The 20,877-nt window shown below is 66.6% G+C and carries 17 protein-coding genes; 6 read left to right on the top strand and 11 right to left on the bottom strand.

The genetic code is table 11. From position 1 onward, the window contains the following. Window positions 1-206: 206 nt before the first annotated feature. On the bottom strand, window positions 207-1,274 hold the full coding sequence (locus TACI_RS08960) for an AI-2E family transporter (RefSeq protein WP_012870455.1): 1,068 nt from the start codon (window positions 1,272-1,274) through the stop codon (window positions 207-209). Between the two features lie 162 nt (window positions 1,275-1,436). On the opposite strand from TACI_RS08960, the gene ftsZ reads away from it, so the two are divergent. Continuing rightward, window positions 1,437-2,624 (top strand): cell division protein FtsZ, encoded by a 1,188-nt coding sequence (gene ftsZ / locus TACI_RS08955; RefSeq protein ID WP_012870454.1) that lies wholly within the window; start codon window positions 1,437-1,439, stop codon window positions 2,622-2,624. A gap of 73 nt (window positions 2,625-2,697) precedes the next feature. On the opposite strand, the gene TACI_RS09485 is transcribed toward ftsZ, so the two are convergent. Further along, window positions 2,698-4,821: a methyl-accepting chemotaxis protein gene (locus TACI_RS09485; RefSeq protein WP_012870453.1), complete on the bottom strand. Its 2,124-nt coding sequence runs from the start codon at window positions 4,819-4,821 to the stop codon at window positions 2,698-2,700. A gap of 1,958 nt (window positions 4,822-6,779) precedes the next feature. On the opposite strand from TACI_RS09485, the gene TACI_RS08945 reads away from it, so the two are divergent. Then, window positions 6,780-7,271 carry a putative metallopeptidase gene (locus TACI_RS08945; protein ID WP_012870450.1) on the top strand — a complete coding sequence of 164 codons (492 nt, stop codon included), beginning with the start codon at window positions 6,780-6,782 and terminating at the stop codon, window positions 7,269-7,271. 264 nt (window positions 7,272-7,535) lie between these two features. Here the strand turns inward: TACI_RS08945 and TACI_RS08940 are convergent, their stop codons facing one another. From TACI_RS08940 to TACI_RS08925, 4 genes are read right to left on the bottom strand one after another with little or no spacing between them, the layout of a single operon-like run. Further along, window positions 7,536-8,186 carry an IMPACT family protein gene (locus TACI_RS08940; RefSeq protein WP_012870449.1) on the bottom strand — a complete coding sequence of 217 codons (651 nt, stop codon included), beginning with the start codon at window positions 8,184-8,186 and terminating at the stop codon, window positions 7,536-7,538. Beyond that, window positions 8,183-8,668 carry an HIT family protein gene (locus TACI_RS08935; RefSeq protein WP_012870448.1) on the bottom strand — a complete coding sequence of 162 codons (486 nt, stop codon included), beginning with the start codon at window positions 8,666-8,668 and terminating at the stop codon, window positions 8,183-8,185. Before TACI_RS08935 ends, TACI_RS08940 begins: the two co-directional genes overlap by 4 nt. Before the next feature lie 13 nt (window positions 8,669-8,681). Beyond that, window positions 8,682-9,635: a ParB/RepB/Spo0J family partition protein gene (locus TACI_RS08930; protein WP_012870447.1), complete on the bottom strand. Its 954-nt coding sequence runs from the start codon at window positions 9,633-9,635 to the stop codon at window positions 8,682-8,684. Further along, window positions 9,614-10,384 carry a ParA family protein gene (locus TACI_RS08925; RefSeq protein ID WP_012870446.1) on the bottom strand — a complete coding sequence of 257 codons (771 nt, stop codon included), beginning with the start codon at window positions 10,382-10,384 and terminating at the stop codon, window positions 9,614-9,616. Before TACI_RS08925 ends, TACI_RS08930 begins: the two co-directional genes overlap by 22 nt. 116 nt (window positions 10,385-10,500) lie before the next feature. Between TACI_RS08925 and TACI_RS08920 the strand changes: the two genes are divergently transcribed. Beyond that, entirely contained in the window at window positions 10,501-11,316 is an 816-nt protein-coding gene (locus TACI_RS08920) for a thermonuclease family protein (protein ID WP_242601108.1), read from the top strand. A 63-nt stretch (window positions 11,317-11,379) separates the two neighbouring features. Continuing rightward, entirely contained in the window at window positions 11,380-14,904 is a 3,525-nt protein-coding gene (locus TACI_RS08915; RefSeq protein ID WP_012870444.1) for an AsmA family protein, read from the top strand. Here TACI_RS08915 and TACI_RS08910 read toward each other — a convergent pair. After that, a complete protein-coding gene (locus TACI_RS08910; RefSeq protein ID WP_012870443.1) occupies window positions 14,901-15,893 on the bottom strand; it encodes a threonine ammonia-lyase in 993 nt (330 codons plus the stop codon). The genes TACI_RS08915 and TACI_RS08910 overlap by 4 nt on opposite strands. Window positions 15,894-15,959: 66 nt before the next feature. Here TACI_RS08910 and TACI_RS08905 point away from each other — a divergent pair, with 66 nt between their 5' ends. Continuing rightward, window positions 15,960-16,511 (top strand): bifunctional adenosylcobinamide kinase/adenosylcobinamide-phosphate guanylyltransferase, encoded by a 552-nt coding sequence (locus tag TACI_RS08905; RefSeq protein WP_012870442.1) that lies wholly within the window; start codon window positions 15,960-15,962, stop codon window positions 16,509-16,511. Then, window positions 16,498-17,250, top strand: coding sequence for an adenosylcobinamide-GDP ribazoletransferase (locus TACI_RS08900; RefSeq protein ID WP_012870441.1), 753 nt, complete (start codon window positions 16,498-16,500; stop codon window positions 17,248-17,250). The genes TACI_RS08905 and TACI_RS08900 overlap by 14 nt, the downstream gene beginning before the upstream one ends. 53 nt (window positions 17,251-17,303) lie before the next feature. Here the strand turns inward: TACI_RS08900 and TACI_RS08895 are convergent, their stop codons facing one another. Genes TACI_RS08895 through TACI_RS08880 form a run of 4 tightly spaced genes read right to left on the bottom strand, consistent with a single transcriptional unit; the run spans window position 17,304 to window position 20,875 of the window. Further along, window positions 17,304-18,674: a PTS fructose transporter subunit IIC gene (locus TACI_RS08895; RefSeq protein WP_012870440.1), complete on the bottom strand. Its 1,371-nt coding sequence runs from the start codon at window positions 18,672-18,674 to the stop codon at window positions 17,304-17,306. Between the two features lie 46 nt (window positions 18,675-18,720). After that, on the bottom strand, window positions 18,721-19,185 hold the full coding sequence (locus TACI_RS08890; protein ID WP_012870439.1) for a PTS sugar transporter subunit IIA: 465 nt from the start codon (window positions 19,183-19,185) through the stop codon (window positions 18,721-18,723). Then, window positions 19,182-20,114, bottom strand: a complete 933-nt coding sequence (locus TACI_RS08885; RefSeq protein ID WP_012870438.1) for a 1-phosphofructokinase family hexose kinase — start codon at window positions 20,112-20,114, stop codon at window positions 19,182-19,184. The genes TACI_RS08890 and TACI_RS08885 overlap by 4 nt, the downstream gene beginning before the upstream one ends. Continuing rightward, entirely contained in the window at window positions 20,105-20,875 is a 771-nt protein-coding gene (locus TACI_RS08880; protein WP_012870437.1) for a DeoR/GlpR family DNA-binding transcription regulator, read from the bottom strand. Before TACI_RS08880 ends, TACI_RS08885 begins: the two co-directional genes overlap by 10 nt. Between the last annotated feature and the right edge of the window lie 2 nt (window positions 20,876-20,877).

The following is a 20,877-nucleotide window of genomic DNA, read 5'->3' as shown; positions in this document are numbered from 1 at the left end:
AAAAGGGGGCTCCGCCATAGGGCGGACCCCCCTTGATTCGCTTAAGCTATTCGGTTCGGCTCAACCCGCTGAAGCCCTCCGGTCCGCCCCTATGTCCCGGGACGGCACGGCCATCGCCGGGTCATCTAAACGATGATCCGGCTACAACACAGGGCCTTATGGAGAGATGCGGATCGAGGCTCAGTCGGTTTGATCATGAGCGCATTCTACCTCCCCGATGGGGCTTTGGCAAGCCCCCGGGCCAGGGTCATCTCCAGCCCCAGGAGCAGCGAGTGGAGCGCCACTGGCCCCATGAATAGCCCCGGCACCCCCCAGGCGGCGAGCCCCCCCAGGACCCCCACCATCATCAGCAGGGTGGAGGCCTCCTCCCCGGAGGACATGAACAGGGGGCGCACCAGGTGATCTATGGAGGACACCACCAGGGCCCCCCAGGCGGCCAGGATCAGCCCCCCCTTGATGGACCCGGTGAGCGCCAGGTAGGCCGCCCCGGGCAGCCAGACCAGGGCGGTGCCCACCACGGGGATGAAGCTGCAGGCGAACATGCCGAGCCCCGCGGTGGCCCAGTTGGGAAGGCCGCTGAACCACCACCCGAGGGCCCCCAGTCCTCCCTGCACCAGGCCGGTGAGCACCGATCCCACGATCACCGCCCTCATCACCCGGCCGGACCTGAGGAGAAAGGCCCTGGCCCTCCATCCCCCCAGGGGGATGGTCCGTCCAAGGGCCCTCACCAGGGCCTCCCAGTCCTTGAGGATCAAGAGGCCGAAGAAGCAGGATAGGAGAATCGTGTAGGTGGCCCGGGTTATGCCCCCTATCAGGTTCCCCGACATGGATAGCCCCTGCCGGGCGAGCCATATGAGCCCGTCCGCCCCCAGGGACCACAGGTCCAGCCCCCCGAACTCTGAGGGCAGGTGCGTCACCAGGTGACCGTAGCGGGCCTTCAGCGCATCCGCCAGCTGAGCCACGTCCATGTCACCCCTCACCAGCCCCTGGAGGCCCTGGGACGCTATCCCCCTCACCTCCATGCCTAGGGCGTAGACCCCGTAGGCGGTGGGGATCACTATGGAGAACAGGAACCCCAAGGTCAGTAGCGACGCCCAGAGGGCCGGCCGGTTGGCCCGCCGGCAGAGGCGCCTCTTGGGGCCGCTCAGGGCGAAGGCCATCACCGCCCCCATCCCAAGGGGCTCCAGCATGGATCTCACCACCGGGTAGCTCCACAGGGCCAAGACCAGCACGAAGGCCCCCACCGCCCATTGGGGCGCCATATCCCTTCTCACCCGCTCACCTCCTTGACTTGATACGCCATAGGAGTATATCATCATACAAAGAGTTTTAAATCAAAGTATAATTCCCTGGGCTCCCTTGGAAATAGTGCTTTTGGCTCCATTTTGTAGGAAACCTCGCGCAAGGGAAGTTTAAGATGATCGGGAGGGGTCGCCTTGGCGCATCCGCTTTTCGGCATCGTGCCGTCGGAAGGAAGATCCGGTGGGAACCCTGACGGGGCCGACCCTGGGCATGTCAGGGCCCCCAAGGAGGTAATAAAGGTCGTAGGCGTTGGGGGTGGCGGCGGGAACGCCCTGGCCCACATGATAGGCCTGGGGCTCTCGGGGGTCACCACCGTGGTGGCCAACACGGACGTGCGGGCCATGGAGATGGTGGACGCCCAGGTGAAGATCGTCCTGGGCAGGGAGCTCACCAAGGGGCTGGGGGCCGGGGCGAACCCGGAGGTGGGGCACAAGGCGGCGGTGGAGTCCCGGGAGGAGATCCGCCGGGTGCTGGAGGGCTCCGACATGGTCTACTTCGCCGCCGGCATGGGGGGCGGCACCGGCACCGGGGCGCTGCCCGTGATGGCCGCCATGGCGAGGGAGATGGGGATACTTACCGTGGCGGTGGTCACCAAGCCCTTCACCTTCGAGGGGGCCAAGCGGATGAACAACGCCCTAGCGGGGATAAGGGAGCTGGAGCCCGCGGTGGACTCCCTCATCGTGATCCCCAACGACCGGCTCATAGAGATATCCGACGCTAGGATGACCATCCAGGAGTCCTTCGCCATGGCCAACGACGTGCTACGCCAGGCGGTCCAGGGGGTCACGGACCTGATAGTGAGGCCCGGGCTGGTGAACGTGGACTTCGCCGACGTCCGGGCGGTGATGCGTTGCGCCGGCAGGGCGGTGATGGGCATCGGATCCGCCCGGGGGGAGGATCGGGCCAAGGAGGCGTTGAGGCGGGCCATGGAGAGCCCCCTCATGGAGGTGCGCCTCAAGGACGCCCGAGGGGGGCTCATAAACGTCACCGCCGGCCCCGATATAGGGATCCACGAGCTCAACGAGGCCGCCGAGGCCTTCCAGAGCTACCTGGGGGAGGACGCCCTGTTCTTCTGGGGCTACGGGGAGGACCCGGATCTCACCGGCACCGTCAAGGTGGTGGTCATCGCCGCCGGCTTCGACGGGGAGGACCGGTGCGATGCGCCCCCCAAGGGGGCCCCGAGGCCCAGGGGGGCGGAGGCGGAGCCCCTAAGGCCGCCGATGACCCCCGACCGGGGGGACTCCCCGGGGCTCTTCGACCGTAGCCCCAGCTCCCTGGACGTGCCCACCATCCTGCGGCGCCGGGGCATGGGGCCCGGTTGATGCCTCGCAAGGGATCAGATCGAGTGGGGGATCCGGTTATCCGGATCCCCCACTCGTCTCCTCCCTTCGCTTCCTATCCCTTCAGGGCCATCCGGTCCGACAGCCGGAACCGGCCTATGGTCTGCGACAGCCTCCCAGACAGCTCCATGAGCTCCCGGGCGCTCAGCTCCACCGCCTCCACTGTCCCTTTGGCCTGTTGGGCGCTCTGGGCCGCCTCCTGGGACAGGTCCAGCGCCTGGTTAGTCTCGCTGGATATGTCCTGTACCGCATGGGCTATCTCGCCGCTTGAGGCCGCCTGCTGCTGCGCCACCGCCGCCAGGTCCTGGGTGCCGGAGGCTATGTTCTGCAGGGATCCCATCACCCGGCCTATGAGCTCCACCGTCTGGTTGGCCCCCTCCAGTGCCCTCCTGGAGGCCTCCGCGTTGGCCTCCGAGGCGGTCACCACCTTGCCCATCTCACCGCCTATCCTGTCCGCCAGCTCCGCTATCTGGCCCGCCGCTCGGTTGCTCTCCTCCGCCAGCTTCCGGACCTCCTCCGCCACCACCGCGAAGCCCTTGCCCGCCTCTCCCGCCCGGGCGGCCTCGATGGCGGCGTTAAGAGCCAGCAGGTTCGTCTGGTCCGCTATCTGCCCTATCTGGGCCACGAAGGACTGGATCTGGCGGGCCATCTCACCTAGCCCCCGCACCATCTGGCTGCTGCGCTCCGCCTCCTCCGCCACGGAGGTGATGGCCTTAGCCACCCGGTCCACCGCGGAGCTCCCCTCCTCCGCCGCCCTCCGGGCCAGCTCCACGTTCTCCGCCATGTCGGTGGCCCGCTGGGCGGACATCTGGGAGCCGGACGCCACCTCCTGGGACGAGGCGGTTATCTCCTGCTGGGCCGCCGACAGCCGGCCCAGCCTCTCCTGCACCAGGGCCACCCGCTGGGCAGAGGACTCCATTTCGGAGCTGGCCTCGCTGGAGGCCTTGGTGAGCGCCTCCGACGCCAAGGACAGCTCCTCCGATGCGGCCCCAAGGGCCCCAAGGGTCTCCTTCAGGTTCCGGATCATGGTGGCCACCCCTTCGGAGACCAGCTGGATCTCGTCGCCGGTGCTCACCAACAGGGAGGACTCGTCGAAGGACAGATCCCCCGACGCGGCCCGCCCCGCCGCCTCGGAGAGCCCCTTGAGGGGAGATACAGCCTTCCCCACCGCCAAGTAGGTCACCACACCCAGGAGCAGGGCTCCCAGGATGGCCAGGGTGCCCATGGTCCAGGTGAGACGGCGTGCGGTTGAGAAGACCTCCTCCTGGCGAGTGGTGGTCCCCAGGCTCCAGGGGGTATCGGTGCCACGGACCCGGACCGGGACGTTGACCTTGATGATGTTCCTCTTCTCCGCCTCCGACCAGGCGACCCCGGTCCAGATCTTCCCCTGCTGGATGTGGTCCAGCACTTCCTTCCCATCCGGGGTGTTAATCTCCCCCATAGGCTTCATTAGCCTGGAGGGGTCCTTGTGGCTCACCACGGTGCCCTTGTAGGAAACGAGCCTGGCGTAGCCGGATCCCATGATCCTGGCGTCCCCCACGATCTTCTGGATCTGGTCCAGGGTGACGTCCACCGTTACGGATCCCACCGGCCTGCCGTTCACCTTAACGGGTGCCGCCACGGTGGTCATCAGCACCTTCTTTCCCCCCGCCTCGTACTCGTGTGGTTCAGTGAGGACCCGCTTGCCCTCCCTGACCGGGATCAGGTACCACTCCCCGTCCTCGTAACCGGAGAGCGGCTCCGCCTTGATGTCCCCCCCGTCCCAGTAGACGTAGGGTACGAACCTTCCGGTCTTGTCGTGATAGGGCTTCCCCACGAACTCCTGGTCTCTGCCGTCGAAGGCGTTGGGCTCGAAACCGCAGGACATGCCGAAGAACTCCGGGTGCTCCCGGAGGGCGTATCTGACCGCCGCCATTGCGGCGGCCCTGTCCGCCTTCCCCTCCTCCACCATGGCGGAGAGGGCGCTGGCCACCCCCACGGCGGTCTCCATGGCGGAGGCTAGCTTCTCCTCCACTTCGAAACTCAGCAGCTTGGAGGTCAGCTCCAGCTCCCGCATGGCGTCCTCCATGGAGGCCCTCCTCACCCTCACCGCCGAGGTGGCAACGATCCCCGCCAGCACCGTCAACGATACGGCCAGCACTAGCCCCACCAGCTTGAACTTGAGCGTCCGCTTCACCACTTGGGATCCCCCCCTGCCCAGTCTGCCTCACTCTAGATATAGCTCTAGTATAGCTCTAGATCACATTTTAAACCACCGGCCAAAAATAAAAATGGGGAACCGGAGGCGGAAATGTCAACTAAGATCAAGGCGCATTCACTCTAGGACCGCCTCGGGATGGCCCCTCCGCCGGGCCAAGGCGGTCCCATTTCGCGGGGGATCCCCGCAGGCCCTTGGGATCTCTGCCTGCCCCCTGGGCGGCGTGATCCGGCCCCCGGAGATCCGCTCCCATGGGGCCGGGTCGTTGGGGACCCTTTTGGGGGCTCAGCCCCCAGCCCCTCCATCGGTGGGCATCGCTTGCCCCTAGTTGCCCGTGCCGGACCCTATGCCCTGCCAGGGCTCCCGGGCGCACCCGGTCCCCTGGAGAGCGAGCGGGGTCCACCCGCCTGCTGGGGCACCGGGTTCTTGGCATCCCGTCTAGGTTCTCTCATGGCCGCTCCGTGGGATCCAGGGCTCTGACGGTGGCCCCCTGGTGGAGATATGGGCCTCAGCGGAGCGACTGGTCGGTTGCGTGGTTGCGCCGCTGTGGATCGAACCATTTATTGCGTCGCTGGGCGATGTCTGTTCGTCCCCTTGGCCCCTGGGATCCGCCAGGCCTCCCTCCGACTGGGGGACCTAGACCGTGGATCTTCGCCTCCGGCGCCTCCTTCCCTGGCGGGCAAATGGGGCCGCTCGCTGGCTCGGGCGCGGCCCGAAGGCCCCGACGGGGGCGGGTTTCGGTGCAGCCCGTGCGGTCAGGGTCTCTTGCCATATCCTGTTCGGTCGATGTTGATGTTTCACGTGAAACATATCCCTGGGGGAAGCAAATCGAGGCGAGATCGTTTCTGTCCCCCCTTGACTCCTGTTCCCAGCCCCGGATCGTACGCACGGCTCGCATCCAATGACCGGTGGCCCGGCGCCATCAAGGCCCCAGGTAAAGGGGCTCATTTCCCCCACGGCCCCACTGGAGGCCTGCCATGAACCGGAGCCCCAACCGCCGGTGCGGTCCCCTCCAAGGCCCAATGAGGATGCCACGTTTCATTGGGTGCCCCGGGTCCCGGTATCTCGAGGGCGCCCCTCGCCCCCCGAGGGATATCTCCCCAGGCATGACCGCCCGAGGGCAGTGAGCCCCAGTTGTCGGCTGGATGGGGACGGTCAGCCCCGGGCTCTTAAGAGACCTTTGGACCTATCGGTCCTTTCCAGGCGGAGGCCGTATGGATCGTCCACCGATCCCGGTCCCTCCCGTGGCCTTCCCGGTTGCCTGGCCTCCTTTCACGTTGGGACCCTCCAGTGTGGGTCCTCCTCCGGGACTCCTGGGCAGGGCGGCCTCGAACCCCAGGGTGGCCACCTCCGGGAGCCGAGGAGCTTCGCGGAAGGCCCTGGCATGGGGCTGTCCGGATGGGACGGAATCGGAGGCCGGTCGGAGGCCCCATGTGGCGCGGGCCCCAGGCTAGGACGGGATCCTAGGGGGACAGGGGAACGAAGGATCTCCCCCTTGGGATCCCCCCCGCTTTCGATGTGAAAAACGATGTCCTTGGATTATTCGCATAGCCTTCCATGCCTTTTATAAAAATTGTCGAGGGATGTGGCCCCAAGCGGTGCTTGGACCAGCCATTGGGAGGGGAAGAAACCGATTCCCAGGATCGCCATGGGGGTCCTGGGGACCCTTGCCTATGGGATCCATCGGTTGCCGCCCCTTCCCCTTCTGGAGGCCCCTGGCCACGGTTCGGATCCCTCATGCCGGACGACCCGTGGGATCCCCCCTGAGCCCCAGCCCTGGTTGCCCGCCGGGTCTGGTGGCGGGGCGTCCGTTTTGAGCCCCCAATGGGGCGGAGCAATGGGTTGATCTAAGTTGACCTTATGGTGGGCCCGCGGACCCTCCGGGTGGCACGGGTGGTATAATCGGTTTCCGTGGTGAGGAAGACTGGGAGGTGTTGTGATTGGAGGAGCTGGAGGTAGGTCACGTCATATGCTCCGACAGGATAAAGCCCATAGCGGAGGCACTGGTCAGGAAGTACGATGAGCTGTCCCACGTGGACGTGGGCCGGATCCTCTTCGTGCTGAACCGCAAGTCCCGGGGGAGCAAGAAGAGGGTGGTGCTGGCCAGGACCAGCCGGATGCCCGCCAAGTGGCGGGAGGTGCTCTACCAGCTTGGGGCGGTGGAGTACGATTTCCTGATGGAGTTCTACGAGAAGACCACCGCCGTGCTGGACGAGAACCAGATGATAGCCCTGGTCTACCGGGAGCTCCGGCGGATAGGCCGCAACGGGGACGTGGCGCCCCCGGACGTGAACGAGTGGTACAACGTCCTCATGGGGCTGGGCAGGAGGTGGTTCTACCCGGACGCCACCTGTCCCAACCTGCTGAGCGACGACATCGACTGGCGGCGCCTCATGGGACCCCACTACGAGCCGCCCCTGCCCCCCGAGTGATCCATGCCGCCTTATGGGCGGCTTTTTGTATGTCATGATTCCTCATGGTATTCAAATCCCAGCCCCCCGGGCTCCCATGACGAGAGGCAAATTGGCCTGATCAAACTAGACCTATTCCCCTCTGGGGGGGTGACCCGTCTCCCCGGGGCCGTCTGACTCCCCGCTGGAGTCGGGAAATATGGGGTGTCTATCTTTAAAAATCAAGCTACATCCCCGCTCTCTGTTATAAAAAAACCCCCGGAGGGCCGGGGGATGGACGGAGGATTAGGCCTCCCTTGGGGAGGGGGCCAGGACCGCCTCCCCAAGCTGGATCTGGATCTCCCCCCTGGGGGAGGCGGAATCCATGAAGGCCCTCAGTTGATCCAGCAGTGCGGATGGGAGGATCCCCCGGACGGTCAGGTCCTGGGCGTAGTCCCAGGAGAGGGCCTGGGGGCTCAATCCGGCCCTTCCCCACCAGTATCGGAGCTGGTCCTCCTTTTGGTAGGGGAGGCGTAATGTCACCGGCACGCACTCCTCCAGGGTCACCTTGGGGCAGGCTTCCAGCGCCTCCGCGGCGGACAGGTTGTAGGCGTCGATGAGGCCCCGGACCCCTAGCTTTATTCCCCCGAAGTAGCGGACCACCACCACCGCCGCCTGCCAGGTCCCGCTTGCCAGGATGGCGTTCAGGATCGGCCGGCCGGCGGTGCCCGAGGGCTCCCCCCCGTCGGAGGAGCCCTCGTCCAGCCGGGGCCACCGGGTCCGGTAGGCCCAGCAGTAGTGGGTGGCCCGGGGGAACTCCTCCTGGACGGAGCGGATCAGGTCCTTCATTGGGATCGAGTGGTCGAAGGGGATCACCACCCCTATGAATCGGGACCTCTTTATGACCACCTCCCGATGGAACCGGCCCCCGGGGGCCAGGATGGGATCCAGGTTCATCCCCCCCAGGCCTCCCTGAGTGCCCGGGCGGTCTCCTCCAGCGCCTCGGGGATCACCTTTACTCCCCCGACCACGGGCATGAAGTTGGCGTCCCCGTTCCAGCGGGGGACCAGGTGGGCGTGCAGGTGTCCCGGGAGCCCAGCCCCCGCCACGGCCCCCAGGTTCATGCCCAGGTTGAAGCCCTGAGGGTTCATTACCGCCCGGATGATCTGGAGGCACCGGACCTGTAGCCCCCACAGCTCCTCCGCCTCCAGGGCGGTCAGCTCCGACGGGTCCCCCACGTGACGGCGGGGGGCCACCAGCAGGTGCCCCGGGTTGTAGGGGAAGCGGTTTAGGATCACCAGGCAACTCTCCCCCCGGTGGATCAGCAACGGATCCCCAGACTCGGAGACCCGGCAAAGGAAGCAACCCTCATCCTTGATCCCCCCGGATTTGATGTAGGCCATCCGCCAGGGGGCGAAGATAACCTCCTTGTTCACCATCTCGGTACCCCCCCTATTTCCCGGGAAATATGATGTTCCGATGCTGGTCCACCAGGGCCAGGATCTTGTGGGCCTGGGACTTGGTCAGGTTCCTCAGGTGCAGGGTCAGGGAGTCCTGGGCGCCGGACATCCCTATCTCCACCCCGAACTCGTCGGCGAAGCTGTAGGGATAGTGGTTGATGGCCCGCTTGGCCCTCTGGGCCCCTTCATCCTCCCTGTCTGGGGACTCCATCTTGCGAACCAGCTCCTCGGTCTGCCTCACGCTCAGACCCCGCTGGAGCACCAGCCGGGCCACGGGCTCCATCTGCTCCTGGGGAAGCCGCAACAACGCCCGGGCGTGTCCCTCCGACAGGGCCCCGGAGGAAACCAGGGCCTTGACCGAGTCCGGGAGCTGCAGTAGCCGGAGCTTGTTGGTCACCGCGGACCGGCTCCAGCCCAGCCTCTCCGCTATGGCCTCGTGAGTGGCGGAGAACTGCTGGATCAGCTCGTTTATGCTCTCCGCCACGTCCAGGGGGGACAGGTCCTCCCTCTGGAGGTTCTCCACCAGGGCAGCCTCCCGCATGGCCCGGTCGTCCATCTCCACCACCCGGATGGGCACCTCGGTGAGCCCCGCCCTCATGGCGGCCCTCCAGCGGCGCTCCCCCGCCACGATCTGATAGCCCCCGTCCCCCCGTCGCCTCACCAGCAGGGGTTGCAGGACCCCGTGGACCCTTATGGAGGCCGCCAGCTCCTCGATGGAGGACTCGCTTATGACCCGCCGGGGCTGGAACGGGTTCGGCTCCAGGCTGGAGCAGGGGGCGAACTGGCTCGGGGCTGCCCCTGCTCCCTCGGGGGTCTCCCCCTTTGATGACTTGGATGCCCTGGGAGACTTTGGGGTAACCGCGTCCTTCAAGTCCTCCTGGTCGGCGGCCTGATCGGTGGGGATCAGGGACGCCAGCCCTCTGCCTAGTCCAGATGGCCTTGGCATCTGCTCAACACCTCCTTGGCTAGTTCCATGTAGGCCTGGGCCCCCTGGCTGGATGGGTCGTAGGTCACCACCGGCATCCCGTAGCTGGGGGACTCGCTAACCCGCACGTTCCTTGGTATCATGGTCTCGAAGGTCTCCCGGGGGAAGCCCTGGCGCACCTGCTCCGCCACGTCCCGGGACAGCCTGGTCCGGTTGTCGTACATGGTGAGGATGATGCCGAAGAGATCTATGGAGGGGTTCAGGTACTGCCTCACCAGGTCGATGGTCTTCAGCAGCTGCGAGAGCCCCTCCAGGGCGTAGTACTCGCACTGAATGGGCACCACGAACTTGTCCGCCGCCACCAGGGCGTTGAGGGTCAGGAGCCCAAGGGAAGGGGGGCAGTCGATGAAGACCAGGTCGTACTCCTGGAACCTGTCCCTGAACTTCCTCAGCCTGGACTCCCTGCTTATGGCAGAGGATAGCTCTATCTCCGCCCCCGCCAGGTCTATGGTGGCGGGCAGGACCCAAAGGTTCTCCACGTCGCAGGGCACCGCCACCTGGTCGAACTGGGCGTCCCCCAGCAGAAGCTCGTAAACGCTGGACGACAGGGCCCCTCGATCTATACCTAGTCCCGACGTGGCGTTGCCCTGGGGGTCCATGTCGACCAGGAGAACCCGCTTGCCCTTGAGGGCCAGGGCCGCCGAGAGGTTGACGCAAGACGAGGTCTTCCCAACCCCTCCCTTCTGATTAGTCATCGCCAGCACCGTCATGAAACGACCTCCCTTCTGGTATGTTTCTAGGTTTCACGTGAAACATTATACCCCAAGGACCCCCGGGGCGGTTATTTCCCGGGGAATGGGGTTTCGGAGGTGTATCCGCATTGAGAGTGAGAGGCAGAGGTGTGGCCCCTTGGGGGCGCCGGTGGAGCGGGAGGGTCCTGTGGGCCCTGTTGGCCCTGGGATCGATCCTCCTTTCTCTTCGGGGTGGGCAGGCCCAGGCGCCGGGGAAGCTCGTCCCGGTGGCGGAGGTGCTGGACGGGGATACCATCCGGGTGAGGCTGAACGGCAAGGAGGAGACCGTCCGCTATCTCTACGTTGACACCCCGGAGCTGCATCACCCCCAGAGGGGGGAGGAGGAGTTCGGTCGGGAGGCCTGGGAGGCCAACCGATCCCTCCTGGCGAGCGGGGAGGTGGGTCTGTCGTTCGATCGCCAGAGGAGGGACAAGTACGGCAGGCTCCTGGCAACCCCCATGGTCCGCTCCCACGATGGCGGATGGGTCTGGGTGACCGAGGAGCTGGCCCGGCGGGGGTTGTGTCTCGCCATGGAGGTGCCCCCCAACGATTCGGGCACCTGGAGGATAAGGGCCGCTGTGGCGGAGGCCAAGGCGAACCGGAGGGGGCTGTGGGGGCCCTCCGCCTCCAGGGGGAGGGGCTACACCGAGGGGCAGCTCAAGTCCGTGGCGGGCAAGCTCCTGGGCCGATGGGTCCGGGTCTCCCTGGTGGTGAGGTCCGTGTCGGTGTCCAGGTCTGGGGGCGTGACCATCCGGGGGGATAGGAACTTCCTGTTCGTCCAGAGCTATCGGGGCGTCTGGGACTTCGACTCCATCCGTCCCGGAGACAGGCTGGTCATATGGGGGTGTCTTTCCAGGTCTCCCCGGGGCTGGCACGTGCGGTGGGTAGATCCCGCCCAGAGGATGGAATAGCCCCTTCCTTATTTATAGTATAATGGCTTTGGTTTTACTTCCTTGGGATCGGGGGTGTTTCGCATGAGGGGAGCTCGGCTCCTGGCCCTGTTAGTGGGCCTCTTCGCGGTCATCGCCCTAGGGGCGGTGCCGCTGGCCTCCGCCCTCAGGAATAGCGATCTCTATGCCTCCAGGGTCAGGGATGCCCTGGTGGAGGGGGTCCAGTCGTCCCTGGGGTGTGAGCTGGAGCTTGGGGACGTGTCCGGCAACCCCATAAGGGGCTACGAGATGAGGGGCATTAGGCTATCGACCCCCAGCGGTGGGGTGGTGCTGGAGGCGGAGGAGGGATCCCTGCATCTATCCATCCCGGACCTGATGAGGGGAGAACCTCGGCTTTCGGTGGTTCGGCTGGGGCGGGGCCGGGGGGATCTGGACCTGATGCGATCCCTGATGCCCAGGGGGCCCCGGAAGGAGCGTCCCCCTTTCGACGAGGTGCGGGTGAGGGATCTTGTGCTGACGTCCTCCGGCGAGAGCCTGTCGGTGAATAGCGCCCGGGTCCGCCTTCCCGAGGGAGGGTACCTATTCGCTCTGTCTGGCGGGCTGTCCGGTTTGGAGGTCAACCTCAAGGGGGAGGTTCACAGGGCCCCGTCCGGCGGGGGGGCGTGGCGGTTGGACCTTGCCGCCTCCTTGGGGGATGGAAAGATATCCATCTCCGGGGTGGCGGGGGATCGGATCGACCTGGCCGGGCGGGTCACCTCCCTTTGGATCGATGACCTGCGCAGGGTGCGCCCCTTCCTCCCCGCCTCGGTGTCGCTGCCCAAGGGGATCCAGGGGCGGGTCACCGCCTCCTTCAACCTTAGGGGCTCCGGCGAAGCCCTGGCGGGGGAGGGGGAGGGGAACGTGCGGGACCTCCTGGTGGCGGGCTACCTGGTGGAGGAGGCCAAGGGGGCCTGGTCCACCGATGGCAGGGCGGTCACCTTCCGGGTCACCGCCGGGAGGGTGAACGGGGCCGCTGTCTCCGGGGTGGTGTTGGTCCCCCTGCGGACCGGTGGGGTCTCCCTGGACCTCAAGTTGGAAGGGGTCTCCGCCGATCGCTGGAGGGGCAACCTGCCCTGGCTGGAAGACATACAGGGGGACCGCATCTCCGCGGATGTAAGGCTTGCATTGGGGGCATCCCCGTCTGGAACCGTAAGGGCCATGGCCCAGCAGATGACCGCCGGGGGAGAGGAGCTGGAGGGGCTGGACATCACCGCCAAGGTCTCCCCTAAGGGGGCCGACCTCTCCGGCGCCTGCCTCTGGACCGGAGCCCGGCTGGCCTTTTCCGGCCAGGCCTCCTCGGCGGGGCTATCCCTATCGGGAACCTTCTCCGGGCTGAACCTGGCCCGGCTGGGGGACCGCATGCCGGACGCCAGGGGACTGAAGCCCCGGGGGGGCGTATCGGGACGATTCTACCTCCAGGTGCCCCGGTCCGGCGCCCCGGTGGTGAGGGTCCTCCCCTCCGGGGGCGCCGTGACCCTGGAGGGTTCCAGGGGGACCATGACCCTAGGCGGGCTGGGGGGCGAGCTGGTCATCTCCCGCGGGGGGGTGTCCCTCCGCTCCCTTTCGTTCCTCTACCGGGGGGGCAGGTTCACCTTGGACGGATCGGTACCCTCCGGCGACGGGGGAGTCAGCATCAAGGGCCGGGTGACTGCCCTTCCCGCCTCCGCCCTGGCTGAGGGGGCCAGGGGCTCCCTGTCCGGCACCTTCTCCGCCACGGGCCCCGTCTCATCCCCCTCCATCGAGTTCTCCCTCTCCTCTCATGAGCTCTCCACCGGTTCGGTCTCCATCGGAGGCTTCTCCGCCTCCGGGGTCCTCAGAGAGGGGAGGCTGGGGAACCTGGTTGTTAAGGGTAATTTCATGGGTATCCCCCTGTCCATGTCCGGCGGTGGGTCTCTGGATGACCTTACCCTTTCGGGATCCCTGGTGGACGTGTCGGTGGTGCCGCTGCTTTCCGCCGCCAAGGCGGAGGTGCCCATCTCCGGCCGGGTCAGCGGAAAGCTTTCGGCCCGACTCAGGCCCGGGGGTTCGTCCCTCTCCATCGGGGTATCCGGCGGCAGGTTGGAGGCCTACGGCCTGCCCCTGACGGGCCTATCTGGAACGGTGGCCTCCGACGGGGCCTACTGGCGGGTCACCAACCTATCGGGTTCCATCCTGGGGGGGCGGGTGTCCGCCGGTGGTGCTGGGGGCCCCAAGGGGGCGGACCTCACGGTGGCCCTAGTGGACCTCAACCTGGAGGCCCCCGGCTCCCCCCTCAAGGGGCTGGCCTCCGGACGTTTCCATGGGGAGGCCAAGGTTTCGGGCCCCATGGGTGCCGCCACCGTTTCCCTGGCAGGGAATGTCAAGGGGGCCAGGATGGGGGGCATAAGCCTGGGGGACCTGTCGGTGGCAGTCCAGGGCAGTGGGGGGGACCTTAATGTGTCGTCCATAAGGGGTCAGGTGGGGGAAGGGGTCCTGGAGGCCACCGGAAACATCTCCCTTAGGGGGGGATCCCCCAGGGTGAGACTATCGATCCAGGGGAAGGGGCTGGATGTTTCCAAGGCCCTCTCCATGCTCCGCTTTGGGGGGGTGCCCCTTTCCGGACGGGGGGACGTGGAGGCCCAGGTTGCCTACCGGGACGGGCTGATGGTCAAGGGGGCGGTGACCTTCTCCCCCCTGGTGGTTCGGGGGCTGAGGATGGACCGGCTGAGGCTTCCCTTCATTTATGGAGATGGTTATCTGACGGTTGAGTCCGGGTCCGGCTCCGCCTACGGCGGCACGGTGGAGATCCAGTTTTCCCGGGAAATGAAGAGCACCCGTTATGGGGGCAACCTGACCGTCAAGGGCTTCCAGCTGGGCTCCGCCTGGGGGGACATGTTCCCGGACGTGAAGTTCAAGGGGGACGGCAGTGGAGACCTGGCCCTCTCCCTCCAGGGGGACCTCAACAGGACAAGCACCAGGAGGGGCAGGGGGAAGCTGTCCCTGCGGGACGGCAAGTTCAGCGGCTTCGACCCCTCGGTGGCCTCCGCCATGGGGGCCGACTCGGTCAAGTACCGGGACCTTTCGGTGTCCTACGAGCTGGATGGGGTGGACCTGGTGATCCTCCCCGGGAGCCGCATATCCTCCCCGCCGGGGGACAAGCTCTATCGCTACATGATGTTCGATGGAACGGTTAGGGGGAATGGCGAGCTTAACATCAGCTGCTACGGGAACCTGAACTCCCGGGGTCTGAACGCCCTCTCGGGGGTAATCGGCGGCATAGTCTCCTCCGGTTTGGACACCGGAAGGTTGCTGCGGGGGATCCTGGGAGGGGCGGTTAGCGGCTGGGCCAGCGGCCAGTTCAGGGACGTGTCGTTCAAGGTGGTGGGCGCCGTGGACAAGCCCACGGTTAGCTCCCTTAAGGTCTACTCCCCCTCCAGGCCCACCGAGCAGGGGCCCGCGGGTGGAGGGGCCGGCAAGGACGAGAGGCGGTTCGACCTGAAGATAGAGGTCCCCTCCGGCGGCGGAGGGGACCAGGTGGGGGGGCAACTTCAGGAGCAGATCCTGGATAACCTGTTCAACCTGCTGACTCCCCAGGGGACCAACGGCAACTAGACCTCTTGGAGGTGCTCCCTTAGCACCTCCAAGAGGCGGCTGGAGTCCACGTTCCCCCCGGAGGCCACGATCCCCACCTTAAGGCCCCGGGGATCCAGCTTGCCCTCCAGCAGGGCCGCCACCCCAACAGCGCCGGAACCCTCGACCACCTGGTGATGATGGTGTAGCAGGAACGCCATGGCCCTCCCGATGGATTGCTCGGTCACCTCCAAGACCCCCGCCATGCGGGTCTTGGCCAGGCTTAGGAGGCTCTGGGGTATGTAGCCCGCCAGGCCGTCCGCCAGGGTGGGGAGGTACTCCACGTCCCTCACCACCCCGTCCTCCCAGGAGACCACGTAGGGGTTCGATGCCTCCGACTGGACCCCGTAGACCCGGATCCCGGGCCGAAGGTGGCATGCCGCCAGGGCAACCCCGTTCATGAGGCCCCCGCCCCCGGCGGGCACCAGGATCACATCCAGGTCCGGCTGGTCCATCATTAGCTCGATCCCCACCGTGGCGGCCCCGCAGACCACGTGGTGGTCCTCGAAGGCGGATATGAACGTCATGCCCTCCCGCTCCGCCATGGCCAGGGCCTCCGCCTCCGCATCGTCGTAGGAGCCATCCACCACCCGGAGCTCCACCGTATGGCCCCCGATGCCCCTTATGGCCTCCTTCTTTGTCTTAGGACAGGTGGCGGGAACGCATATGGTGGCCTTGATCCCCATCAGGCTTGAGGCCAGAGCAACCCCCTGGGCGTGGTTGCCGCTGGAGGCGGTCACCACCCCCCGTCGCCTCTCCTCCTGCGATAGGCTCTGCATCTTGAAGAGCGCCCCCCGGACCTTGAAGGCCCCGCAGAGCTGCTGGTTCTCCCACTTGATGTAAACCTGGGCCCCGGTCAACCCGCTCAGTGGCCGGGATAACTCCGTGGGGGTGTGCCTCACCTTGTCCTTGAGGAACCGATAGGCGGCCAGTGCGTCCGCCATGGAGGGGTTGATTGGAAGGGTTGACATGTTTTAACTACCTCCTAACATTATTCTTGGAGTAGATGATAGCACATTGGAGAGCGAGGTGTCGGCTTGGAGCGGATTCTGATCCTTGGAGGAGTGAGGAGCGGCAAGAGCCGCCTGGCGGAGGTGCTTACCTCCCGCCACCGTAGGGTCCTGTACTGCGCAACCGCGGAGGCCTTGGACCCGGAGATGGAGGAGCGGGTGAGGCTTCATCGGGAGCGTCGTCCTCCCGACTGGGAGACATGGGAGGGGGCGCCGGAAGAGATCTTCCATGCGGTCTCGTCCTTCCCGGGTGCGGTGCTGGTGGACTGCCTCACCGTGTGGCTTAGCCGTATATGCCTTGCGGATCCGTCCTTCCAGGGGGACCGGTGGCAGGATCTGAAGGAGAGGGCCCTGGAGATGACCCGGCGGCTCTTCTCCCTGGAGGGGCCCAGCCATCTGGTGGTGGTGTCCAACGAGGTGGGGTTCTCCCTGGTGCCCCCCAACCGGATGGGCCGTCGTTTTCAGGAGCTACAGGGAATGGCCAACGCCCTGGGGGCCGCGGCCTGCGATCGGGTGGCGCTGGTGGTGGCGGGTGTCCCCCTCTGGATCAAGGGAGGTGATCCCCATGTGGTTCCTTAGGTACTTGGCCGTCATGTGGAACCTGCTGACCCGGTTGCCCAGGCTTATGGACGGGATCTACCCAGAGGAGTCAACCTCCGGCGCCCTGGCCCTGGCCCCCCTGGTGGGGCTGATCATGGGGTGCATGGTGGGGCTGGTCTCCATCCCCCTCTCCTGGTTCCTTCCCCCCCTGGTTTGGCCCCTCTGGTCCGCGGGGATCTACATATGGTTGGGATGGTCCCTGCACCTGGACGGCTTAGCGGACCTGTGCGATGGGCTGGGGTCCGGCCGTAGGGGAGAGGGGATGAGAGCGGTCATGAAGGACAGCCGGATCGGCGCCTTCGGAGTGATGGGGCTGATCCTAGCACTGGGGTCCTGGGCGGGCTCCTTGGGCTCCTTCCCCTGGTTCAAGCTCCCGGTCACGCTTGGGTTCATGGGCTACCTTGGGAGACTTTCCCTCCTGTCCTGCGCCTGGGCGGGCAGGTATCCCTGGGAGTCGGGGCTTGGGAAGGTCTTCGTGGGGCGTCTTGGGGTGGCCCACCTGGCCCTGGGCGCCACGTGGGGACTTCTGGCCCTTCCGGTGCTGGGCCCGGTGGTGCTGGTTTGCGGCCCGTCTATTGCTGTCCTCTTGGGGGTCGGGTGCGCCCGGTGGATGAACTCCCGTCTGGGGGGGGTCAACGGGGACGTGCTGGGGGCGGTGGAGGTGGCCTGCGAGGCCATAATGGCCCCCCTCCTGGGGGCCCTGTGGCTTCCCATGTGAGCCACCGTGGCTTTTAGGGCCCGGGGGGAGAAGTCCGCCCGGGCCCTAAAAGCCTAGCCCTGGGGACGCTTGAGGGCCGCCAGGAGCGCCGCGGTAAGGGCGGTGCCGGCGGCGATGGATAGGGCGTAGAGCCCCAGGTTCCCCACCGCTCCGGGTATGGGAAGGACGAAGATCCCCCCGTGGGGGGCCCGGAGCGTGCAGTGGAACGCCATGGACATGGCGCCGGTTAGGGCGGAGCCCGCCATTATAGCGGGGATCACCCGGATTGGGTCCCCGGCGGCGAAGGGAATGGCCCCCTCGGTTATGAAGGATATGCCAAGAACTCCCGCCGCCTTGGCGGCCTCCCGTTCCTCGGGGGAGAATTTGCCCGGGGCCAGGAGGCTGGCCAGGGCGATCCCCAGCGGGGGGGTCATCCCCGCCGCCATCACCGCCGCCATGGGCTCGAAGGTGCCGCTGCCCAGTAGCCCCACCGCGAAGGTGTAGGCCGCCTTGTTTATTGGGCCCCCCATGTCGAAGGCCATCATGGCCCCCAGCAGGAGCCCCAGGATGGCCGCGTTGGAGGAGCTCATCCCGCTCAAGGTGGCGGTGGTCCAGTCCATGAGGGCCTTCACCGGGGATCCCACCACGTAGATCATCATGAGCCCGGTAAGAAGGGAGGCTCCCAGGGGTATGATGAGCACCGGCATCAGCCCCTGAAGGTTCCTGGGGAGCTTGACGTTGCTGGATATGAGGAGGGCGCTGTAGCCCCCGATGAACCCGGAGGCGATGCCCCCCAGGAACCCGGCCCCAAGCTGGCTGGCCAGCATGCCGCCGATGAAGCCCGGCGCAAGCCCGGGCCGGTCAGCGATGGAGTAGGCCATGTAGGCGGACAGCACGGGCACCATGAGGGCGAAGGCGGAGCCGCCGCCGACCTTCATCAGCGCCCAGGCCAGGGTCCCTTCCTGCTCGAAGGCCTTTATGCCGAAGGCGAACGACAGGGCTATCGATAGCCCCCCGGCCACCACCAGGGGTATCATGTAGGACACCCCGGTCATCAGGTGCTTGTAGGCCCCCTTGGCCTTGGAGGCCGAGGGGCCGGATGGCTCCGCCGCCTTGGGGGCGTCGGCGCCCCCCTCCACCGGGGCCTCCGCCAGGGCCCGTTCGATGAGGCCCCGGGCGTCCCTTATGGCCTCCGCGGTGGATGTGGTGTAGACCCGCTTGCCCCTGAATCGGTCCCGTTCAACCTTGGTGTCCGCCGCTATTATTACCAGCTCCGCCTGGGAGATGTCCTCTTGGGTTAGCTGGTTCTCTGCCCCCCCGGATCCCCGGGTCTCCACCTTAACCTGGTGCCCCATCCCCTCCGCCGCCAGCTTCAGCGCCTCCGCCGCCATGTAGGTGTGAGCTATGCCGGTGGGACAGGACGTAACCGCCACTATCTTAGCCATCACGTACACCTCCTGTCGCAAGGATGCCCGGGTCTCCCCGGGGATATCAGCCGCTTATCAGCCCTTCCGCCTCGGATATGATCCTCCTCACCTCCTCCGGGTCCTTGGCGCTCAGAAGCCCCTCCCGGACCTCTTGGTGCATCACAAGCCTGGCCAGGCTGGACAGCACCTTAAGGTGGGAGGAGTCGTCCCCCTGGGGGACGGCGATCATGAAGAAGAGCCTGGGCCTGGTCCCGTCCAGGGCCTCCTCCTGGATCTCCTCCCGGGTGCGGCCCATGGCAAGGGCGGGCCTCACCACCGCGCTCGACTTGGCGTGGGGAATGGCCAGCCCGTGCCCCACCGATGTGGTCCCCTGGGCCTCCCTCTGGGCCACGTGGGCGAGGAACTCCTCCACATCGCTCACCGCCCCGTCGGCCCTCAATCCCTCCGCCAGGGTCCTCAACACCCGCTCCTTCTCCCGGACCTCCAGATCCAATATGATCCCGTTGGGTCCCATGAGCTCCCCGATCATCCTTCCACCTCCGATATCCGGATCTTGTCCATGAAATCCCTCACTGCGGAGGGTTCAACCCTTGGCTCCTCTATCCGGGTGATCGCACATAGGGAGAAGGCGCAGGCCAGCCGGGCGGTCTCCCACAGCTCCATGGAGGAGTGGATCCCCAAGGCCATGGCGGCCACCATGGCGTCCCCGGCCCCCACGGTGGTGATCGGCGTCACCTTGGGGGGCCGGACCAACACCGTCCCTTGGGGGGAGGAGAGCACCGCCCCATCCGCCCCCAGGGAGAGGGCCACGAGTCCTATCCCCATCTCCCTGAGGCGCCGGACCCCCTGGAGGATCCCCTCCGGTCCCTCTGGCAGGCGGAGCACCTCGGACAGCTCCGCCAGGTTGGGCTTCACCCCGTGGGGCACCGCCTCCAGCGCCAGCCTCAAAGGCTCCCCGCTTGTGTCAACTATGGTCAAGCGCCCCATACGCTTTGACTCCTCCACCAGCCGGGCCACCGTGTCCTCCGGGCAGCCGGGGGGGAGGCTCCCGGAGATGACCACCACCCGGCACGGGCACCTCTTGAGGTCCCCCATGAGGGCCTCCAGGTGGGACGGATCCCACCGGGGCCCCGGCAGGTTCACGTCCGTCACCGTCATCTCCGCCAGGTCCGAGAGCTTTATGTTCTCCCGGACCCGCCCGGGCAGGGGGGTGAACATGTGTCCCACTCCCCGGGCCTCCATGGCGGACCGGAAGAGCCCCATGTCCTCCTCCCCGATGAGCCCCAGGGCGTAGACCTCCCGGACCCCGTAGTCCCCCAGGAAGGAGGCCACGTTTATCCCCTTGCCCCCCGGGGCCAGGTGCTCCCCCTCCGCCCGGTTAACCTGGCCGGGGCGGAACTTCCGGAGGAACACGGTCCTGTCCTTGGCGGGGTTCAGCGTCACGGTGGCTATAGCCATCTTCCGTCCTCCCCGGCCCTCAGCACCTTCACCACCCGGGAGAGGGCCCTCACCTCCTCATCATCCGCCCCCCAGTCGGTCACCAGGCCGGTCAGCTCCTCCAGGGGAAACATCCGGCAGGCGCTGTCCCGCCCTAGCTTGGAGTGGTCCACCAGCAGGTATCCCCGGGCGGCGGACCGGATCATGAGGGCCTTGGTCCTGGCCTCCTCCGGGTTCGGGGTGCTGGCCCCGAAGGGGGCGCTCACCCCGTTGGCGCCTATGAAGGCCACGTCGAACCGAAGGGCCTCCAGCCCCATGTCCGCCAGGAACCCCACCAGGGACCGGGGGGACTTCCTCATCACACCCCCTATGACCCAGAGCTCCACCACCGGGTCGTTCATGAACACCTGGGCCACGTCCAGCGAGTTGGTGGCCACCGTTATCCGACGCCCCAATAGGCCCCGGGCCAGCTCCATCGTGGTGGTCCCCGCGTCGATCAGGACCCGCTCCCCGTCCTCCACCAGCCCGGCGGAGGCGGTCCCTATGGCCCGCTTCTCCTCCAGGTTCCTGACCCGCTTCTCCTTGAAGGACGGCTCCGCCCCGTAGCCCACCGGCAACGCCCCCCCATGTGTCCGGCGTAGAAGCCCCCGTTCCTCCAGGTGCGCCAGATCCCGCCTCACCGTGGCCTCCGAGGCCCCAACCCGATGGGCTATCTGGGGCACCGAGGATATCCCCTGGCCCACCAGCGCCAGGATCGCCGATCGTCTCTCCTCCGGGAGCATGA

Origin of the sequence: Thermanaerovibrio acidaminovorans DSM 6589 (genome assembly GCF_000024905.1) — a bacterium.
In the GTDB taxonomy this organism is placed as follows: Bacteria; Synergistota; Synergistia; order Synergistales; family Synergistaceae; genus Thermanaerovibrio; species Thermanaerovibrio acidaminovorans.
The sequence above is the reverse complement of the archived record's forward strand: the minus strand, read 5'-3'. Positions and strand labels throughout refer to the sequence as shown.

Coding starts and splice junctions, on each gene's coding strand:
- TACI_RS08940 (WP_012870449.1), bottom strand. CDS start 8,186: ATGAACCTGGATCCCATCCTGGCCCCCGGGGGCCGGTTCCATCGGGAG.
- TACI_RS08935 (WP_012870448.1), bottom strand. CDS start 8,668: ATGGTGAACAAGGAGGTTATCTTCGCCCCCTGGCGGATGGCCTACATC.
- TACI_RS08930 (WP_012870447.1), bottom strand. CDS start 9,635: ATGCCAAGGCCATCTGGACTAGGCAGAGGGCTGGCGTCCCTGATCCCC.
- TACI_RS08925 (WP_012870446.1), bottom strand. CDS start 10,384: ATGACGGTGCTGGCGATGACTAATCAGAAGGGAGGGGTTGGGAAGACC.
- TACI_RS08915 (WP_012870444.1), top strand. CDS start 11,380: ATGAGGGGAGCTCGGCTCCTGGCCCTGTTAGTGGGCCTCTTCGCGGTC.
- TACI_RS08910 (WP_012870443.1), bottom strand. CDS start 15,893: ATGTCAACCCTTCCAATCAACCCCTCCATGGCGGACGCACTGGCCGCC.
- TACI_RS08900 (WP_012870441.1), top strand. CDS start 16,498: ATGTGGTTCCTTAGGTACTTGGCCGTCATGTGGAACCTGCTGACCCGG.
- TACI_RS08895 (WP_012870440.1), bottom strand. CDS start 18,674: ATGGCTAAGATAGTGGCGGTTACGTCCTGTCCCACCGGCATAGCTCAC.
- TACI_RS08890 (WP_012870439.1), bottom strand. CDS start 19,185: ATGATCGGGGAGCTCATGGGACCCAACGGGATCATATTGGATCTGGAG.
- TACI_RS08885 (WP_012870438.1), bottom strand. CDS start 20,114: ATGGCTATAGCCACCGTGACGCTGAACCCCGCCAAGGACAGGACCGTG.
- TACI_RS08880 (WP_012870437.1), bottom strand. CDS start 20,875: ATGCTCCCGGAGGAGAGACGATCGGCGATCCTGGCGCTGGTGGGCCAG.